Raw genomic sequence first — 17466 nt, 5'->3', positions numbered from 1 at the left:
TCACCGAGGGACCGGGGCGGTCAGGTCCAGAAGGTCAGGAAGCCCAGGCCGATCCTGTCCATGATGTCCCCGATCACGCCGCCGATCAGGTTGACGACCGTGTCCTGACCCTTCTGTTTGAGTTCCGCGACGATGTGGTCCACCGCCACCGACGGCGGCCGCCAGGGGACCCACGAGGCGTCCGCGGACAGCGCCGTCATGATCGCGAACAGCGCGACCGTGCCGACCGCGATCGTCACGATCATTCCCGCTCCGGGGCTCCGGATCACCGTGCTCAGCGTCCGGGACACCGCCTTGCGCGGGGCCTTCCCACCGGGGAGGAGGAACAGCCCGGCCACGAAGGCGCCCGCGGCGTACGCCGCGGCGGGATCGGGCCTGACCCCGCCGATGTAGTGGAACCCGCCCCACACGCACATCGCGAACATCAGGGCCAGCGGCACCTGCACCACCGTCGCCAGCCCGGCCTTGATCAGCGCCCACGGCGTGCCGAGCACCGCGAAGAGCGGGTCGGCCCCGCTGCTGCCCCGCGCGGCCCGGCGGTCGGCGAGGTCGCCGAGCAGGTACTGCCCCACCCGCAGGCACAGCGCCGCCACGGCGGCGAACAGGCTCACCACGACCGGCAGCAGGCAGGCCAGCGCCACGAGCGTGGCCAGCAGCAGGGCCGCGAGCACCGGATGCGGGGCCCGGTAGGGGGCCCGCCTCGGCTCGGGCTCGTACGGCGTGGCGGGAGGCGGCGGCGGCGCGACCCGGGGCTCCGGGGAGCCCGCCACCCGCTGGTCGGTGTACGGCTGGTACACCGCAGGCTGGTACGGCGGCGGGGGCGGGGCCGCCTGCCCGTACGGCGGGGCCTGCGGATGCGCCGGAGGCGGCGCGGACACCGGACGGCGCTGCCTGGGCGCACGGGGCTCCCGGCGGGGCCGCTCAGGCTCCACGTAGTTCACCGGCGGCAGCAGGTCGGAGTAGCTGTCGTCGCCGGCCGGCAGCATGCTGGTCCGGCTCCCGTTGGCGCCGTTCGCCGGGCCGCTCCCGTTCACCGGGCCGCCCGCGGTCCCCCGCGCCGGCTCGTCGAGCACGCGCGTGCCGTCCAGGATCCGCGTCCCGCCGTCGCGCGGCGGCTCGTGAGCGGTCTCCTGGAGCACGGTGACCGAGGGATCGAGCGAACGGGTGAGCCGGAGCAGCGACGCGGCCGTGGGACGCGACGTGGCCTCGGGCGCCAGGGCGGCGCGGAGCCAGCCCCGCAGCCACGCCGGCGCGAGGTCCACCTGCGCCTTGCCTTCGAGGATGTTGTAACAGATCGACTCGAACGTGCCCGAGCCGAACGGCGCCTTCCCGGTGGCCGCGAAGAAGACCGTGGCCGCCAGCGCGTGCACGTCGGCCGCCTGGGTGATCTCGGTGTCCCGGATGATCTCCGGGGCGAGGTAGCCGGGGGTGCCGACGAACATGCCCGTCTGGGTCAGCCGGGTGGCGTTGACCAGGTGGGCGATGCCGAAGTCGATCACGAGCGGCTCGCCGCCCACGAGCATCACGTTGGCCGGCTTGAGGTCGCGGTGGATGACGTCGGCCGCGTGGATGGCGACCAGGGCCTCGCACATGCCCACCGCGAGCCGGATCACGCCGTCGTCGGTGAGCGGCCCGTCCTCCAGCACCGTCTGCTCTAAGGTCCGCCCGGGGGCGTACCGCGTCACGATGTAGGGCGCGGCGCCGGTCAGGTCGGCGTCGAGGACCTCGGCGACGCGCTTGCTGCGCACCCGCCGCATGGTCTCGACCTCGCGAGTGAGCCGGTCGCGCGCCTTGAGGTCGGTGGCGACGTGCGGGTGCAGGACCTTGACCGCGACCTCGCGCCCCTCCGCGTCCAGGCCGAGATGGACCACCCCCATGCCGCCCTCGCCGAGCTGCCGGAGCAGCCGGTAGGGCCCGATCCTCTCTGGAGCCTCAGTAGCCGACATGTCGTCCCCCGTCACCCGTTCCCCGCCTGGTTACGCAGGTCTTGCAGTCGTCCCAGTACTGAATCAACGTCGATTGGGCCCCAGAAGTGCCCTGCTGTCTGTTTACCCAGGAGACTGGAGAGCGCGAGCGCCGCCGTCAGCACCGCGAAGGCGCCGATCCCCCAGGCGAGCCCCTTCGCCGCTCCCTCGCCGGGCACCAGCGAGGCCAGCGTCCGCCGCATCTGCCTGCCCGGGCCCACCACTCCGGGCCCCGCGCAGATCGTCCACAACGCCGTCGCGACCCCCCAGCTCAGCGCCGCGAGCCGGAGCTGGTACGTGCCGCCCATGAGGACCGTGAGCAGCAGCGTCACCGGAAGCCCCAGGATCAGCGCGTACGGCACGAGCGCGATCGTGACGCCGATCGACTTCACGAGCTCCGCCGGGCGGCTCAGCACCCGCAGCACGTCGGCCGCCGCAGCGCCCGTAGGACGCCGGGAGTTGAGGTGCGGCTGGGCCATGTCGGCGGCCCGCAGCAGCACCGCGGCCGGAACGGCCACCAGGCACATCAGTAACGGCGCCATGACCGCGAGCGACGTCATCACGACGAGCAGCAGCGCGCTCGCCACGCCGTACGCCTTGGAGCGCTGGAACAGCCCCCCGGGCGGGAACGGCATGGGCGGCGCGGGCGGCGGCGGCACCCGCACCGTCGGCATGAACGGCGTGGGGTTCGGCTGGTGGATGTGCGGAGTCCGCTCGTAGATCTCGGGCGCGTGCCCGAAGAGCGCGTGGTCGCGCGCCGCCGCATCTCCCTGCTCGTAGGACCCCTGCTGGGGGGACCCGTGCTGGGGGGACCCGTGCTGCGGGGAGCCGGGTTGCGTGAACCCGGGGGACGTCCCGCGTGCTCCCGTGGGATCGCCGCCGACGGCCTGGCGCACCTCCTCCGAGGTCACCCGCCGGGTGGGGATGTCGCCCTCCGGGCGCAGCATCGGCGTGGGCCACTCGTCCTGCCGGCCACGCGGCGGGGCGGACGGCCCACCGGTCGTGGGAGCCGGGCCCGACACGGACGGACCGGACGGGCCGGACGGGCCGGTCGGCGGGGTGCGGGGCGGAGGCATCCGGGTGGGGATGTCGCCCTCCGCCGGGCTTTCCACCGGGCCGTTCGCCGGGCCGTTCGCCGGGCCGTTCGCCGGACCGCTCGCCGGGCCGTTCGGCCCGAGGCCCGCCCGGCGCAGGTCCTCTCCGGTCACCCGCACGGTCGGGAAGGGGTCGCCGCCCTGGCCCGCCGCGGGCGTCTCGCGCAGCAGTGAGACGAACTCCTCGGCCCGGCCGCCGGGCGGGGACGGCGTGACCGGCGGCGTCGCCACGGGCGCCACCGGCGGGGGGATCGGCGGCATCGGCGACCCGGTCGGCGGCGGGCCCGTGACCGGCCCGCCCGGCCGGCCGGACCCGGGCGCCTGCTGACCGCCGGTGTCGTCGACGTTGGGCACCGTCGTGATCTCGTCGGGCACGCGGGGCCTGCCGCCCGGCGACTGGGGCATGAGCCGCGCGAGCTGCCGTACGAGCTCGGCCGCGGTGGGCCGCCTGGCCGGGTCGCGGTTGAACGCGGCGCGCAGCATCGGCTGGATCGGCGGAGGGGCGGCCTCGACGTTGGCCCGGCCGGAGGTGATGTTGAAGAAGATCATCTCCAGCGTGCCCTTGCCGAACGGCGGCTGGCCTGTGGCGGCGTACAGCACGGTGCCGGCCCAGGCGTGCACGTCCACCTGCGGCCCGGCCTCGTGGCCCTCGATGATCTCGGGGGCGAGGTAGCCGGGCGTGCCGATGAACATGCCGGTCTGGGTGAGCCGGGTGGCGTCGACCGCCTGGGCGATGCCGAAGTCGATCAGCACCGGCTGGCCGTCCAGCATCAGCACGTTGCCCGGCTTCAGGTCGCGATGGATCACCCCGGCGGCGTGCACGGCGGCGAGGGCCTCCGCCACCCCGACGGCGACCTTGAGCAGGGCGTCGAGGGGCAGCGGGCCGTCGTTCTTGACGATCTCGTCGAGCGGCCGTCCCGGCACGTAGCGGGTGACGATGTACGGCCTGCGCCCCGTGACGTCGGCGTCGACGACCTCCGCGATGTTCGGCCCGCGCACCCGGCGCATGGTCTCGACCTCGCGCGACAGACGCCTGCGCGCGACGTCGTCGCCCGCCACCTCCGAGCGCAGGACCTTGACGGCCACCTGCCTGCCCTGCGGGTCGAGGGCGAGGTGAACCACGCCCATGCCGCCCTCACCGAGCCGCCTCAGCAGCCGGTACGGGCCCAGTCGGTCGTCCTGATTCATTGCCTAAGCACCATACCGACTAAAAGAACGCCCATGAGTGAACCATCGCGCCACATCTCCGCTCAGCACAACGGAGAAAAGACGCGAACGGTTTCCCGGCAAGCGGTCAAATGGTGAGCGCGAGGACCTCCCCCCGCGTCGCCGCGACCAGAGCCTCGCCGGAAAGCGCCAGCTTGGAGCGGCGGACGCCGCTGCCGATCACCACGAACGGCCGCCGGGTCACGTTTTCGTCAACGAGCACCGGCCAGCCCTCGGGAAGACCGATCGGCGTGATGCCGCCGTACTCCATCGCGGTCAGTTCGACGGCCTCCGCCTGCGGCGCGAAGGACGCCTTCCGCGCGTCCAGATGGCGGCGCACGATTCCGTTGACGTCGGCCCGCCCGGTGGCGAGCACCATGACGGCGGCGTACCGCGTCTCCCCGCCCCGTTTGGCGGCGACGATGACGCAGTTGGCCGAGTCCTCCATCGCCACGCCGTACCGCTCGCAGAACTCGGCGGTGTCGGAGAGCTCGGGATCGATCTCGGCGACCTCCACCTTGACGCCGAGAGAGGCCACGGCCTTGGCGACGGGATCGGCGAGCAGGTCCGGCCGGTCCGACGCGGGAACCCATTCGAGCGGCATTCAGCCCTCCTTGACGGCACGCTGGTGCAGTTGGGTGACCACATTACGGGCAGACTCCAGCGCCCCCGCCTGCCAGGCGATGAGGTGCGTGAGCCAGTCGCCCGCGAAGTACACCCGGCCGGCCGGCCGCTGCAGGAGCGCGAAGGCGCCCTCGTAGGAGGGCCAGGCGACCCACGCGCCCTCGATGTGCGGCTGCCGCTGCCAGGCGATCGAGACGCTGGACAGCAGTTCCGTCCGGTACTTCTCGCCGTGGATCTTCTTGCCCTGGGTGATCGCCCGCCGCTGCCGCTCCGCGTGGGTGAGGCGGGCGTACGCCTCGGCGTCCTCGTCGAGGTTGTAGTAGCCGACCACCAGTCCGCGGGTGCCATGGAAACCGTACGAGGGGTACCAGATATGCGCGATGTCCAGGTCGGTCTCGGTGATGCCGCCGTAGATCCGTTCGTCGGTCTCCCACCAGCGGCTGCGGTACTCCAGCCCGATCTTCCCGGCCGACACCGGGGTGGGCGTCCGCAGCGCCGCGACGACCCGGGCGTCCAGGTTGCCGGGGATGCGCGCGAGCACGTGCGGCGGCAGGGCAGCGATGCAGAAGTCCGCCCTGGTGGCGCCGCCCGTGTGCTCGACCTCCACGCCGTCGGGCAGGTTGGTGATCTTCTTGACCTCGACCGAGGTGCGGATGCGGTCGCGGCCCACGGCGTCGGCGAGCTTGGCCGCGATCGCGTCCATGCCGCCCACCGGCTGGAACATCGGCATGGCCATCTCGTAGCCGAACGGAAACGTGATCGAGCGGCCGAGCCCGTAACCGAGCACCTCCGACAGGGGCGGCGGCGAGCCCAGCGGCACGCCCGCGCCCGTGCCCGGGTTCAGGGAGAACCCTCTGCGCTCCGACCCGTTGTAGGTGTAGGTCTTGCCGATGTCGCCGAACTCCGACAGGAAATGGAGCAGGCGGTTCTTGTCCCCCGCCGTCAGCCGCCGGTTCAGCGCGCCCGCGTTCGTGGCCTTCGCCAGCAGTTCGCTGATGTAGCCGTACGTGTCGGCACGGGCGGTACGCGCCCTGACCGGCGCCTTCATGCCCGTGTTGTAGACGTACGCGCTGGAGTTGTCGTTGACGAACAACTCGATCGGGACGCCCAGCTCCCGGCAGTAATCGAGGGTGACCATCCACTGGGCGATGCGGGCGGGCCCGGCGTTGAAGTAGACGCCCTCCCCGAACCGCGCCTCCTGCGTCGCACCGGACAGCTCGGGCAGCCGGTCGCCGCCGCGCAGCGTGAGGTTGCGTCCGCCGACCCGGTCGCGGGCCTCCAGGACGGTGCAGTCGTAGCCCGCCTTGCCCAGTTCGTAGGCGGCGGCCAGGCCCGCGATCCCCGCCCCGAGGATCACCACGGAGCCGGCGCCCCTCCCGCTGAGGGCGAAGTCGGAACGGCTCGGCGGCGTGTAGTCCTTCTGCTGGTCATCGGGTGCGAGCCCGAGAGCGCCCATCGCCGCGTACATCGCTCCGGCGCCTCCGGCCGCGCCGACGCCCACCAGGAAGGCGCGCCGCGTCAGCGCCCCCGTACGCTCCCGCGTCCCGCGGTCACTGCTAGCCACCCTGCCTGCCTTCGTCGTTGGGGGAACCGGCTTCGGCCGTGATCGGGGTGGACCGGCGTCAGCCGTGCTGGGGGAAGAACGGCGTCAGCCGTACCGGCCGCTGCCGCAGGCCACCTGGCCGCCGATCATCGAGAAGATGCCGAACAGCGCCATGATCTCGTGGTAGTCGCTCGTGGTGAACTCGGTGTGCCGCGGCCCGGCGAGCCGCACGCCGGGCACGATCGAGCAGGCCGCCGCGATGGCGGTGGAGTTCCACTCGACGCCCAGGGTGTACGGCGGCTCGACGACGTAGGGCCGGAAGTCCGCCAGCCTGCCCAGGGCGCGGGCCGTGCCCTCGCGGATGCGCCGCCAGGCGACGGCGGGGGGCAGCAGCTCGGCGGAGAACCTGTCGATGCCCTTCTTCACGGCGACCGTCTCGACCTCGCCGAGCAGCTCCCTGGCCTCCTCGCACACCGCCTCGTCGCCGGCGACGAGCGCGACCGGCACGCCCATCGAGCCGGCGAAGCCCGCCACCAGCCGGGTCTCGCCGCAGATCTCGCCGTTCAGGTAGACGTTCTGGATCTCCTTGCCCATCCACGTGTGGTTGAGCACCCCGTGCGGCACGCCGGCCCGGGCGTGGTAGCCGGCGAAGCAGGCGGCGTCCATGCCGGGGACGAGGCCCTGCCCCATGCGGTGCGGCTTGCCGGGGCCCCTGATCAATGTGGCCCGCTCGTCCAGCAGGTCGATCCTGAGGTTCTTGGTGGAGCCGTGGGCGTCGTTCACCAGCACGGACGCGGCGCCCGCGTCGAAGGCACCCTGGATCACCGCGTTGGCGTCCCCGGTCATCAGCTCGCAGCCGCGCTCGTACCCCCGGCCTCCGAGGTGCATCTCCTCGGGATCGGTCAGCCCGGTGACCCCCTCCATGTCCACCGACAGGTAGATCTTCATCGTTCCCCCCACGTCTCCACCCGGAGCGCCTCGTCCTCGGTCATCAGCCCGATGTTTTCACCGACGAAGGCGGCGACCTGCTCGCGCCACGGTTTGGGGACCTCGTCGACGGCCGGCCGGTAGCAGTGGTCCAGCCAGCGGGTGGACTCCTCGGTCGCCTGGAGGTGCTCCGCCGCCTTCGCGAACGGCGTCTGCGCGATGTTCGGCACCCGGGCGCAGCCGTACTCGATCATCTCCTGCCCGCCGTACGGCGGCGGTTTCTGCCAGGAGCGGGCAGGAGCGCTCTCGGCGGTCAGGGCGGTGCGCATCGGACGGCCCTCGACCGCGGCCTGGATCAGCTCCTTGTACAGGCACTTGCCGCACAGCCCGCAGGGGCCGTCGCCCGAGCCGCGCAGGCACCAGCGGACGTGCTCACGCAGATCCGACTCCAGGGCGACCCGCATCGTCACGGCCTCGCTCACGCCGCCGACGGGAAGCACCATCGGCAGCCCGGCCGCGGTGAACAGGCGTCCCCACTTTCCCTCCTGCGCCCACATGGGGTTGTCCGGGGTGTAGCGGAGGACGTAGCGGTCGCCTCCGAGCCAGCGCGAGCCGATCTCGTAGCCCAGCGCGACGCCTCCGAGGTCGAGGTCGTCGGCGAGGAGCAACGCTCCCACCATGACGGCGTGGTGCTCGGGAAAGCCGGGCCGGGGACGGCTCAGCAGGAACTCCAGATCCGACTGGGCGATGTGGAGTTCCCGGCCGGTCCGCCGGGCGAGCCGGGCCAGCACATCCGCGCGGTAGTGCGTCCACCGGTTGGGCACCCGAGGGTGGCTGATCCGCTGGAAGTGCACGAACGGCGCGTCGGGGAACATCGCGGCCACCGCCATCGAGTCCGCGCCACCGCTGTAGGAGATGGCCAGGCGGGTGCCGCTCCTGGCGTCCGCGCCGACCGGCCCGGCGTCCACTCCCCACCCCGTACGCAGCGCCTCGGCGAGCCCGGCGGAGATCGGCCGGTCGAACGTCACCCGCCGTCTGGTCCACGGCGCGACGACGGTCCACGCAGCGACCGCGAGCAGGTCGGGATGCGGGGACGCGCCGGCGTCCCCGGTCCGGACGTGGCAGGAGTTGGTCCGCAGTTCGATGGCCTGGCCGTCGGCGCAGGCCCCCGTGGTCTCGTCCTCCGCGTCGAGCAGGAACACCAGCCGCCAGACGTCCGCGTCACGCGTCCACTGCACTCGCACGACCGGTTACCCCGCCCGTCCGGGAGCGCCCACCCGCGCCGACAGGTCGTCGATCGCCTGCCAGATGCGCATCTCGCTCTGCAGCAGCGTGTCCACCGCCTGGGCGGTCTCGGTCGCCAGCCGGTGCGCCTCGGCCGCCTTGGGGTCGGCGGTCGCCTTGGGCGCCGCGGGCGGCTTCGCGGGCGTCGCGGGGGCCCGCCGCAGCCGGTCGACCTCGTCGCGCAGCGCCACGACCTCCCGGCGGAGCATCTGCACCTCCCAGAGGGCGTCCTTCAGGTCCTGCCGATGGTCGGGCTTGGTGACGTACCGAGAGTCGAGCCGGGACAGCAGCGCCCGGCGCAGCCGCGACGGGCCCGGCACTCGCAAGCGCATCATGAGCCGTCACGATAGCGGCATTTTTGATCGTTTCCTGACGCAAAGTGCAGAGTTGCTCAAAGGTGGTTGATAAACAGCCTTACTGCCGTCGGCCGGACGCGACCCGCCACCCAATACAGTCTGCGGTTGTGCTGTACGGCAGATCGGTGGAAACGGCCGCGATCGACGACCTGATCGATCGGGCCAGGAAAGGCTCCGGCGGCGCGCTGGTGCTGCGCGGCGAGGCCGGCGCCGGCAAGACGGCGCTGCTCGACATGGCGGCCTCCCGCGGCGGGCCCATGCGCGTGCTGCGGACCACGGGGGTCGAGGCGGAGGCCGATCTGGCGTTCGCCGCCCTGCACCAGTTGCTGCTGCCGGTGACCGGGCTGCTCGACGCGCTGCCGGACCCGCAGGCCGAGGCCGTACGCGGCGCGCTCGGGCTGGCCCCCGCCGGTTCCGGCGATCGGTTCCTGCTGGCGGCCGGGGTGCTGTCGCTGCTGGCCGAGGCCGCCGCGCCGGACGGGCTGATCTGCGTGGTCGACGACTTCCAATGGGTGGACCGGCCGTCGGCCGACGCCCTGCTGTTCGCCGCCAGGCGGCTCGGCACCGAGCCGATCGCGATGCCGCTGGCCGTACGGGGCGACATGCCGGTGAAGGGCCTGCCCTCGCTGGAGGTCGCCGGGCTGGCGGAACCGGCCGCCACGGAACTGCTCGACGCCGGCTTCACGCTCGCCGCGCCGGTCAGGCGCGACCTCGTGGCGCTGACCGGAGGCAATCCGCTGGCGCTGCGCGAGACGGCCCGGCTGCTCAGCCCCGACCAGCGGGCCGGCCGGGAACCGCTGCCCGACCCCCTGCCCGGCGGGAACCGCCTCTTCGGCGACCTGGTGGCCGCGCTGTCCGAAGGGGCACGGCTCACGGCCCTGCTGGCGGCGGTCGAGAGCGATCTCGACCTGGTGCTGCGGGCCGCCGAGCGGCTGGGCGCGGGCGAAGCGGCGCTGCCCGAGCTCGAGTCCGCCGGGCTCGCGGGCGTCTCCGGGACGCACGTGCGGTTCCGCCATCCGCTGATCCGGTCGGCCGTGTACGAGACGGCCTCCCCCGCCCGGCGCCGCGAAGCGCACGCGGTGCTGGCCGAGCTGTCCGACGGGGACCGGCGGGCCTGGCACCTGGCCGGGGCCGCGCTCGGCCAGGACGAATCGGTCGCCGCCGCGCTCGCGCGGGCCGCGGAACGGGACCGGGACCGGGGTGGGTACGGCGCCGCCGCCACGGCTCTGACCAGGGCCGCCGAGCTCACCCCGGAACCGCTCGCGCGCGCCCGGCGGCTCAAGGACGCCGCCGTGGCCGCCTGGCTCGGGGGGCGTCCCGGCCAGGCGGAGTCCCTGCTGGCCGAGGCCCGCGAGTTCGCCGGGGCTGACGCCGCGCTGAGCATGGAGATCGCGCAGTTGCGGGGGCGGTTCGAGCTGAACTCCGGGGACGCCGCCGAGGCCGTGCGGATCCTCGCGGCGGGCGACACCCTGGACATGCTGGCCGACGCCTCGGAGGCGGCGTCGTACGTCGGCGACACGGAGGCCGTCATCGAGATCGGGCGGCGGGCGGCGGCCTTCCCCGAAGGGTTCCTGCGCGACGTGGTCGCCGGCATCGGTGCGGCGCTCGCCGACGGCAGCGGGCACGACCTGCTCAGGCGGGCCCTCGGCCGTACGGGCGAGCTGCGCGAGGCGGCCGAGTTCCTGTGGGCGACGGCGGCGGCCAGCCAACTCGGCGAGGGCGACCTGTCCGCCGAGCTGGCCGAGCGGGCCGGGCGGGTGGCCAGGGTCTCCGGGATGACGGGCCAGCTGCCCGTGGTGCTGGAGTTCGTCGCCACCGCCGAACGGCTGGCCGGGCGTCTCGCGGAGAGCAGGGCGGTCTCCGAGGAGGGGCTGGAGCTGGCTCGCGAGGCCGGATACGTCAACACCGTGGCCGCGCACCTGGCCAACCTCGCGGCCGTGGCGGCCCTGCGCGGCGAGGAGGAGCCCTGCGCCCGGTACGCCCGGGAGGCGCTGGCCATCGCCCTCCCGCATCGGGTGGGCCTGCGCGCCGGGGTCGCGGCGTACGCCCTGGCCATGCTCGACCTGTGCCTGGGCCGGTTCGCCGCCGCGCACGACCGGTTCACCGCGATCGTCGCCGCGGGCCCGGGGTCCGGTCATCCGGCGGTGGTCTGGCGGACCACCCCGGACCGGATCGAGGCCGCCGTCGGCGCCGACGACCCGGAGGCCGCCAGGGCGGCGCTGGCGGCGTACGAGCGCTGGTCGGCCCACGCGGGGACGGCCGAGTCCCGGGCGCTGCTCACCCGGTGCCGCGGCCTGGTCCTGCCGGACGACCAGGCGGTCGAGGCACTCCTGGAGGCGTCACGACTGCACGCCAACCCGTTCGAGGCGGCCAGGACGGGGCTGCTGCTCGGCGAGCGGCTGCGCCGTACGCACCGGCAGGGAGAGGCCAGGGCGCACCTGCGCGCGGCGTTCGAGACGTTCCAGCGCGCGGGAGCCGCGCCGTGGGCACGGCGCGCGTACGGCGAGCTGCGTGCCGCGGGCGAGAGCGTGCGAACGGGTGCGGACGCGCCCGCGGTCGCCGAGGCGATCCCCGACGTGCGGGGGACGGCGCTGGACACGCTCACCCCGCAGGAGCTGCGCATCGCCACCCTGGTGGCGGGCGGCGCGACCAGCAAGGAGATCGCCGCCCGGCTGTTCCTCAGCCCGCGCACGGTCGAATACCACCTGTACAAGATCTATCCGAAGCTCGGCATCACCTCACGTACTGAGCTGGCGCGGCTAGTAGTTCTACGGAAGGCGCCGTCGACGCCGGACGGCATGCTCTAGCCCATGCCAAACATCTGGAGCGAAGAGTTCGGGGCCGCGTCCGACGCGCCGATCGTGCTGGTGATGGGTTCGATGTCGCAGGGGATCCTGTGGCCGGACGAGTTCGTGGGCCGGCTCACCGCCGGCGGCCGGCGCGTGATCCGTTACGACCACCGCGACACCGGGATGTCCGACGTCGTCGACTTCGAGAAGGATCCGTACACATGGGACGACATCAAGAACGACGTGCTGCGGGTGATGGACGCGCACGGGCTGGACAGCGCGCATCTGGTCGGCCATTCGGCGGGCGGGCTGCTCGGGCAGCTGATCGCGGTGGAGCGGCCGGAGCGCGTGCGGACGCTCACCGTCATCGGCTCGTCGCCGCTCGGCGGCGGTGAGGGCGCGGTGCTCATGCGGGCGCTGATGGGCCAGCCGCAGCCCGAGGGCAGCCTGCCCGAACCCACGCCGGAGTTCGTCGCGTTCTACCGCGAGCTGATCGCGGCGGCGCCGCCGCGCGACCGGCGGGAGCGGATCGAGCGCATGATCGCGGAGGACCGCGTGCTGCACGGCACCGGCCTGCCGTTCGACGAGGACGCCTCGCGCAGGCTGGCCGAACGCCTGTACGACCGGGCGCGGGACCTCGACGCGGCGGTCAACCACCGCCTGGCGGCGGCGGCGAAGCCGGACTTCGAGCCGGTGGGCGTCCTGCACCGGGTCAAGGCGCCCACCCTGGTCGTCGAGGGCACGCACGAACCCGCCAAGCCGGGCCACGGCGCCCTCATCGCCGAGCAGATCCCCGGCGCCCGGCTGATGACGATCAAGGGCATGGGCCACACTCTGCCGCCCGAGGTGCACGTGGAACTGGCCGATGCCATCCTCGCCCACACGTCGGCCGGGTGACCCCGTCCCGTCGGCCCGGTGCCGGTTGCCGGTGAACTCAGCCGCCCGTGAACTCAGCTGCCGGTGAACTCAGCTGCCCGTGAACTCAGCTGCCCGTGAACTTGGGGCGGCGCTTCTCGGCGAAGGCCGTCATGCCCTCCCGGGCGTCCTGGGTGGCGAACAGGCCGGAGAACTGGAGCCGCTCGATCTCCAGGCCGGTGTCGAGGTCGGTCTCGAGGCCGTGGTCGATCGCGAGCTTGGCCGCCCGGACCGCGGCGACCGGCCCCTCGGCGAAGGTCGCGGCGAGTTCGAGCGCCGCGGTGTAGACCTCGCCGTCGGGCACCACCCGGTCGACCAGGCCGATGGCGAGGGCCTCGGCGGCGTCCACGTGCCGCCCGGTGAAGATCAGGTCCTTGGCCCGGGCGGGCCCGACGAGCCGGGGCAGGCGCTGGGTCCCGCCCGCCCCGGGGATGATCCCGAGGGTGATCTCCGGCTGGCCGAGTTTCGCGCTCTGTCCGGCCACCCGGAAGTCGGCGCACAGCGCGAGCTCGCAGCCGCCGCCCAGGGCGTACCCGGTGATCGCCGCGATCACCGGCTTGCCGATCCGCGCGACGGCGGTGAAGCAGTCCTGCAGAGTGCGCGAGTGCACGGCCATGTCGGCGTAGGACATGACCGCCATCTCCTTGACGTCGGCGCCGGCCGCGAAGACGCGTTCGCCGCCGTAGACGATGACCGCGTGCGTGTTCGGATCGGCGTCCACGAGTCGCGCGGCCTCCGCGATCTCCTCCTGGACCTGCCGGTTCAGCGCGTTCATCTTCGGCCGGTCGAGCCGGATCGTGGCGATGTGCTCGGAGATCTCCACCCTGACGAATTCACCCATGGCCCCCACGATAAGGGTGAGATCAGCGCCCGAGCGGGAGGGGCCGCCGGGGAGCGGCCGGCGTCGCGGCCAGGACGCCGCGGTAGACCTGCTCGTATCCCTCGACCATCACCGGCACGTCGAAGTGCCGGACCACTCGGTCGCGCACCGCGTGGGGGTCGAGGGCGAAGGCCGCCTCGATCGCGGCGGGAAGCTCGTCGGGCGTGTCGCGGACGTAGCCGGTCACCCCGTCCGCCACGACCTCGGGCACCGCGCCCCGTCGCAGCGCCACCACCGGCGTGCCGCAGGCCATCGCCTCGATCATGACCATGCCGAAGGGCTCGTCCCACAACAGCGGAAGCACGAGGCACCGGGCGCGGGAGAACAGTTCGTTCTTGAGCGGGCCGTCCGCCTCCCCCAGGTATTCGACGTCGGGCCCGAGCAGCGGCTCCACCCGCTCGTGGAAGTAGGCCTGCTCCGCCCGCTCGGCCCGCCTGCCGACCAGCAGGATGCGGCGCCCCGCCGCCCGCGCCGCCTCGATCGCGAGGTGGGCGCCCTTGTCCGGGCTGAGCCGTCCCAGCCACAGCACCCAGTCGTCCTTGCGCTCCCGGAACGGCCACGCCGCGACGTCCACCGCGTTGTGCACCCGCCCCGCCCAGTTCAGGTCGGGCGCGTGGGCGCGCTGGGCCGAGGAGATGGCCACCAGGGACACGTCCGCGCCGAGGCTGCGGTAGTAGTTCCCGAGCTCCCCGCTCACGTCGTTGTGACAGGTGACGACCGTCGGAACGAGCCGCCCCGCGGCGGTGAGCGGCCCGGCCAGCGAGTGGTCGTGGACGATGTCCACGTCCAGGCCCCGCAGGAGGCGGGCGGCCTCGGCCGCGTGCACCACCTCGGGGAACGGCTCGCCGATCCGCGCCGAGGGCGGCTCCTCGTAGGTCCGCAGATCCACGTCGCGGCCGGCCCCGATGACGGTGACCCGGTGCCCGCGCGCCCGCAGGCCGCGGACCAGGGCGGCGGTCACCGCCTCGATGCCGCCGTACGCGCGGGGCGGCACGTCGTACCACGGCGGGGCGACCATCCCGATGTGCAGGGCCTGTGCCATGGTGCTGGTCTACCCCTCTCACCTGCGAAGGAAGCGGGCGAGAGGGGTGACCGGGCCGGACTCCTAGCGGAGGGTGCCGTTGGTCATGCCGACCGGCGCCTCCGGGACGGCGATGAGACCGAGCTCCGCCGCGGACGCCATCAGCGGGTGGAACGGGACCACGCGCACGCTGTAGCCGAACGCGCCGGTGCGGTCCAGCGGCACGACGCCGGTGTAGTACGCCCGGCCGTCGTCGCCCACCGAGTCGACCTTCAGCGTGACGTAGCCGGGTGACAGCAGCTCGTCGTGCGCGCCCACGCGGCCGTAGGCGGCCTGGACCTGGACGTCCTCGGGCGACAGCTCGCCCAGGGCGATCGTGGCCCGCAGCTCCAGCCGGGCCCCCAGCTCGGGGGTGTCCCCCACGCCGGTCGCCTCGACGTGCTCGACCCGTACGCCCGGCCACGCCTTGGCCACGCGCAGCTTCCAGGCCGCGAACAGCCGGGCGTTGCCGTAGCCGTCGGCCGCGAGCGACCGGGCGGAGGCCGCCGCCGGGGTGTACAGGTCGGTGACGTAGTCGTGCAGCATGCGCCCGGCGAGCACCTTCGGCCCGAGCGAGCTCAGCGTGTGCTTGACCATCTCCAGCCAGCGCCGCGGCAGGCCGTCGGCGGCCCGGTCGTAGAAGCGGTCGGCGACCTCACGCTCGATGAGGTCGTACAGCGCCGTGGCCTCCAGCTCGTCGCGGCGCTCGGGGTCGTCCACGCCGTCGGCGCTGGGGATCGCCCAGCCGTTGTTGCCGTCGTACCACTCGTCCCACCATCCGTCGCGGATGGACAGATTGAGGCCGCCGTTGAGCGCCGCCTTCATGCCGGACGTGCCGCACGCCTCCAGCGGGCGCAGCGGGTTGTTCATCCACACGTCGGAGCCCGTCACCATGAGCTGACCGAGCGCCATGTCGTAGTCGGGCAGGAAGATGATGCGGTGCCGCACGTCCTCGGAGTCGGCGAAGCGGACGATCTGCTGGATGAGCTTCTTGCCGCCCTCGTCGGCCGGGTGCGCCTTGCCGGCGATGACGATCTGTACCGGCTTCTCCGGATCGAGCAGCAGCCTGCGGAGCCGGTCGGGCTGGCAGAGCATGAGGGTCAGCCGCTTGTAGGAGGGCACCCGGCGGGCGAAGCCGATCGTCAGCACGTCCGGGTCGAGCGCCTCGTCCACCCAGCCCAGCTCGGCCTCGCTGGCGCCGCGCTGCCGCCACGACTTGCGCAGCCGCCGGCGCGCCTCCTCGACCAGGCGGGCGCGCAGCTTGGCGCGGATGCCCCAGATGTCGGCCTCGGAGAGCTTGTGCACGCCCTCCCAGCCCTGCGCCTTGTCGATCAGCGAGGGCAGCTCCTTGCCGGCGAGCTCCATCATCTCCCGGCCGACCCACGTGGGGGCGTGGACGCCGTTGGTGATCGAGCCGATCGGCACCTCGTCCACGTCGAAGCCCGGCCACAGGCCCTGGAACATCTCCCGGCTGACGTGGCCGTGCAGCTCGGACACGCCGTTGACCCGCTGGGCCAGCCGCATGCCCATGACGGCCATGTTGAAGACCGACTTGTCGGCCTCGGGGCCGTCCGGCTCGGCGCCGAGTTCGAGGATGCGGTCCACCGACACCGTCGGCCAGGCGTTGGACCCGCCGAACTGCCGGGCGATCATCTCGGCGGGGAACCGGTCGATGCCCGCGGGGACCGGCGTGTGGGTGGTGAACACGGTCCCGGCGCGTACGGCCTCCAGGGCCTCCTCGAACGACAGCCGGGCCTCGGTGAGCTCGCGGATGCGCTCCAGGCCGAGGAAGCCCGCGTGGCCCTCGTTGGTGTGGAACACCTCGGGCTCGGGGTGGCCGGTGATCCGGCAGTAGGCCCGGATGGCCCGCACGCCGCCGATGCCGAGCAGCAGTTCCTGCATCAGGCGGTGGTCGCCGCCTCCGCCGTACAGGCGGTCGGTGACGTCCCTGGCGACCGTGTCGTTCTCGGCGACGTCGGAGTCGAGCAGGAGCAGCGGCACCCGGCCGACCTGGGCCACCCAGATCTGGGCGTGCAGGACGCGCCCCTCCGGCAGGCCGATCTTGATGCGGGCCGGCGCGCCGTCCGCCTCCTTGAGCAGGGTGAGCGGCAGGCCGCCGGGGTCGAGGGAGGGGTAGTGCTCGAGCTGCCAGCCCTCGGCGGACAGCGACTGGGTGAAGTAGCCGTGCCGGTAGAGCAGGCCGACGCCGAGGATCGGCACGCCGAGGTCGCTGGCGGCCTTCAGGTGGTCGCCGGCCAGGATGCCGAGGCCGCCGGAGTACTGCGGCAGTGCGGCGGAGATGCCGTACTCGGGCGAGAAGTAGCCGATCGCCTTGGGCGCGCCCTCCAGCGACTGGTACCACCTGGGGGCGGTCATGTACTCGCGCAGGTCGTCGGCGGCGTCGGCCAGGCGGCGCAGGAAGCGCCGGTCCTGGGCGAGCTCGCGCAGCCTGTCGGCCTCGACCGCGCCGAGCAGCGCGACGGGGTCGTGATCGACACGCTCCCAGACCTCGGGATCCACCTCGGCGAACAGGTCCATGGTCTCGGGGTGCCACGACCATCGGAGATTTTGGACCAACTCGCCCAGAGGTGCGAGCTGTGAGGGAAGAACGGTTCGGACAGTGAACCTGCGGATAGCTCTCACGGGGCCAGACCCTAGTTACTCAGCGCCACGACGCGCGACCGAATCAAACTTGTCGTACTGCGATGCCAGTTCTCGAACGCTCTCACCACCATCAAGCCGGTTCAAACCTCACCAAAGTACCCTTGACCTGGTGATGTCCTGGCCGGACGACGACGGCCGGCACGCAATGATCGATCTCCCG

Annotated in this window: 12 protein-coding genes; 2 read left to right on the top strand and 10 right to left on the bottom strand. The window is 73.1% G+C overall.

The window, feature by feature from the left end; genetic code table 11:
- Nucleotides 1–20 precede the first annotated feature (20 nt).
- The 7 genes from FLW16_RS22815 to FLW16_RS22785 form a co-directional block, all read right to left on the bottom strand.
- Nucleotides 21–1946 (bottom strand): serine/threonine-protein kinase, encoded by a 1926-nt coding sequence (locus tag FLW16_RS22815; protein ID WP_142562155.1) that lies wholly within the window; start codon nucleotides 1944–1946, stop codon nucleotides 21–23.
- Nucleotides 1947–1957: 11 nt separating this feature from the next.
- Nucleotides 1958–4246 carry a serine/threonine-protein kinase gene (locus tag FLW16_RS44575; protein ID WP_221891224.1) on the bottom strand — a complete coding sequence of 763 codons (2289 nt, stop codon included), beginning with the start codon at nucleotides 4244–4246 and terminating at the stop codon, nucleotides 1958–1960.
- A 106-nt stretch (nucleotides 4247–4352) separates the two neighbouring features.
- The gene (locus FLW16_RS22805) at nucleotides 4353–4868 is read right to left on the bottom strand and encodes a YbaK/EbsC family protein (protein ID WP_142562154.1); all 516 of its coding nucleotides are present in this window, start codon (nucleotides 4866–4868) and stop codon (nucleotides 4353–4355) included.
- Nucleotides 4869–6452, bottom strand: a complete 1584-nt coding sequence (locus FLW16_RS22800) for an FAD-dependent oxidoreductase (protein WP_312847150.1) — start codon at nucleotides 6450–6452, stop codon at nucleotides 4869–4871.
- An 84-nt stretch (nucleotides 6453–6536) separates the two neighbouring features.
- Nucleotides 6537–7391: a M55 family metallopeptidase gene (locus FLW16_RS22795; protein ID WP_260615484.1), complete on the bottom strand. Its 855-nt coding sequence runs from the start codon at nucleotides 7389–7391 to the stop codon at nucleotides 6537–6539.
- On the bottom strand, nucleotides 7376–8602 hold the full coding sequence (locus FLW16_RS22790; protein ID WP_142562152.1) for a DUF6395 domain-containing protein: 1227 nt from the start codon (nucleotides 8600–8602) through the stop codon (nucleotides 7376–7378). Before FLW16_RS22790 ends, FLW16_RS22795 begins: the two co-directional genes overlap by 16 nt.
- A 6-nt stretch (nucleotides 8603–8608) precedes the next feature.
- The gene (locus FLW16_RS22785; protein WP_142562151.1) at nucleotides 8609–8977 is read right to left on the bottom strand and encodes a hypothetical protein; all 369 of its coding nucleotides are present in this window, start codon (nucleotides 8975–8977) and stop codon (nucleotides 8609–8611) included.
- A 128-nt stretch (nucleotides 8978–9105) separates the two neighbouring features.
- Here FLW16_RS22785 and FLW16_RS45975 point away from each other — a divergent pair, with 128 nt between their 5' ends.
- Together FLW16_RS45975 and FLW16_RS22775 are read left to right on the top strand one after the other, a co-directional pair.
- Nucleotides 9106–11805 (top strand): helix-turn-helix transcriptional regulator, encoded by a 2700-nt coding sequence (locus FLW16_RS45975; protein ID WP_142562150.1) that lies wholly within the window; start codon nucleotides 9106–9108, stop codon nucleotides 11803–11805.
- A 3-nt stretch (nucleotides 11806–11808) separates the two neighbouring features.
- Complete coding sequence (locus FLW16_RS22775; RefSeq protein ID WP_142562149.1) at nucleotides 11809–12684, top strand: alpha/beta fold hydrolase; 876 nt, start codon at nucleotides 11809–11811, stop codon at nucleotides 12682–12684.
- Between the two features lie 85 nt (nucleotides 12685–12769).
- On the opposite strand, the gene FLW16_RS22770 is transcribed toward FLW16_RS22775, so the two are convergent.
- From FLW16_RS22770 to glgP, 3 genes are all read right to left on the bottom strand, one after another.
- On the bottom strand, nucleotides 12770–13543 hold the full coding sequence (locus tag FLW16_RS22770) for an enoyl-CoA hydratase/isomerase family protein (protein WP_142562148.1): 774 nt from the start codon (nucleotides 13541–13543) through the stop codon (nucleotides 12770–12772).
- 22 nt (nucleotides 13544–13565) lie between these two features.
- On the bottom strand, nucleotides 13566–14624 hold the full coding sequence (locus FLW16_RS22765) for a glycosyltransferase family 4 protein (protein ID WP_142562147.1): 1059 nt from the start codon (nucleotides 14622–14624) through the stop codon (nucleotides 13566–13568).
- Between the two features lie 63 nt (nucleotides 14625–14687).
- The gene (gene glgP / locus FLW16_RS22760; RefSeq protein WP_142562146.1) at nucleotides 14688–17285 is read right to left on the bottom strand and encodes an alpha-glucan family phosphorylase; all 2598 of its coding nucleotides are present in this window, start codon (nucleotides 17283–17285) and stop codon (nucleotides 14688–14690) included.
- Nucleotides 17286–17466: the final 181 nt, after the last annotated feature.

It is taken from the genome of Microbispora sp. KK1-11, from assembly GCF_006874435.1.
Taxonomy (GTDB): domain Bacteria; phylum Actinomycetota; class Actinomycetes; order Streptosporangiales; family Streptosporangiaceae; genus Microbispora; species Microbispora catharanthi.
The sequence above is the reverse complement of the archived record's forward strand: the minus strand, read 5'-3'. Positions and strand labels throughout refer to the sequence as shown.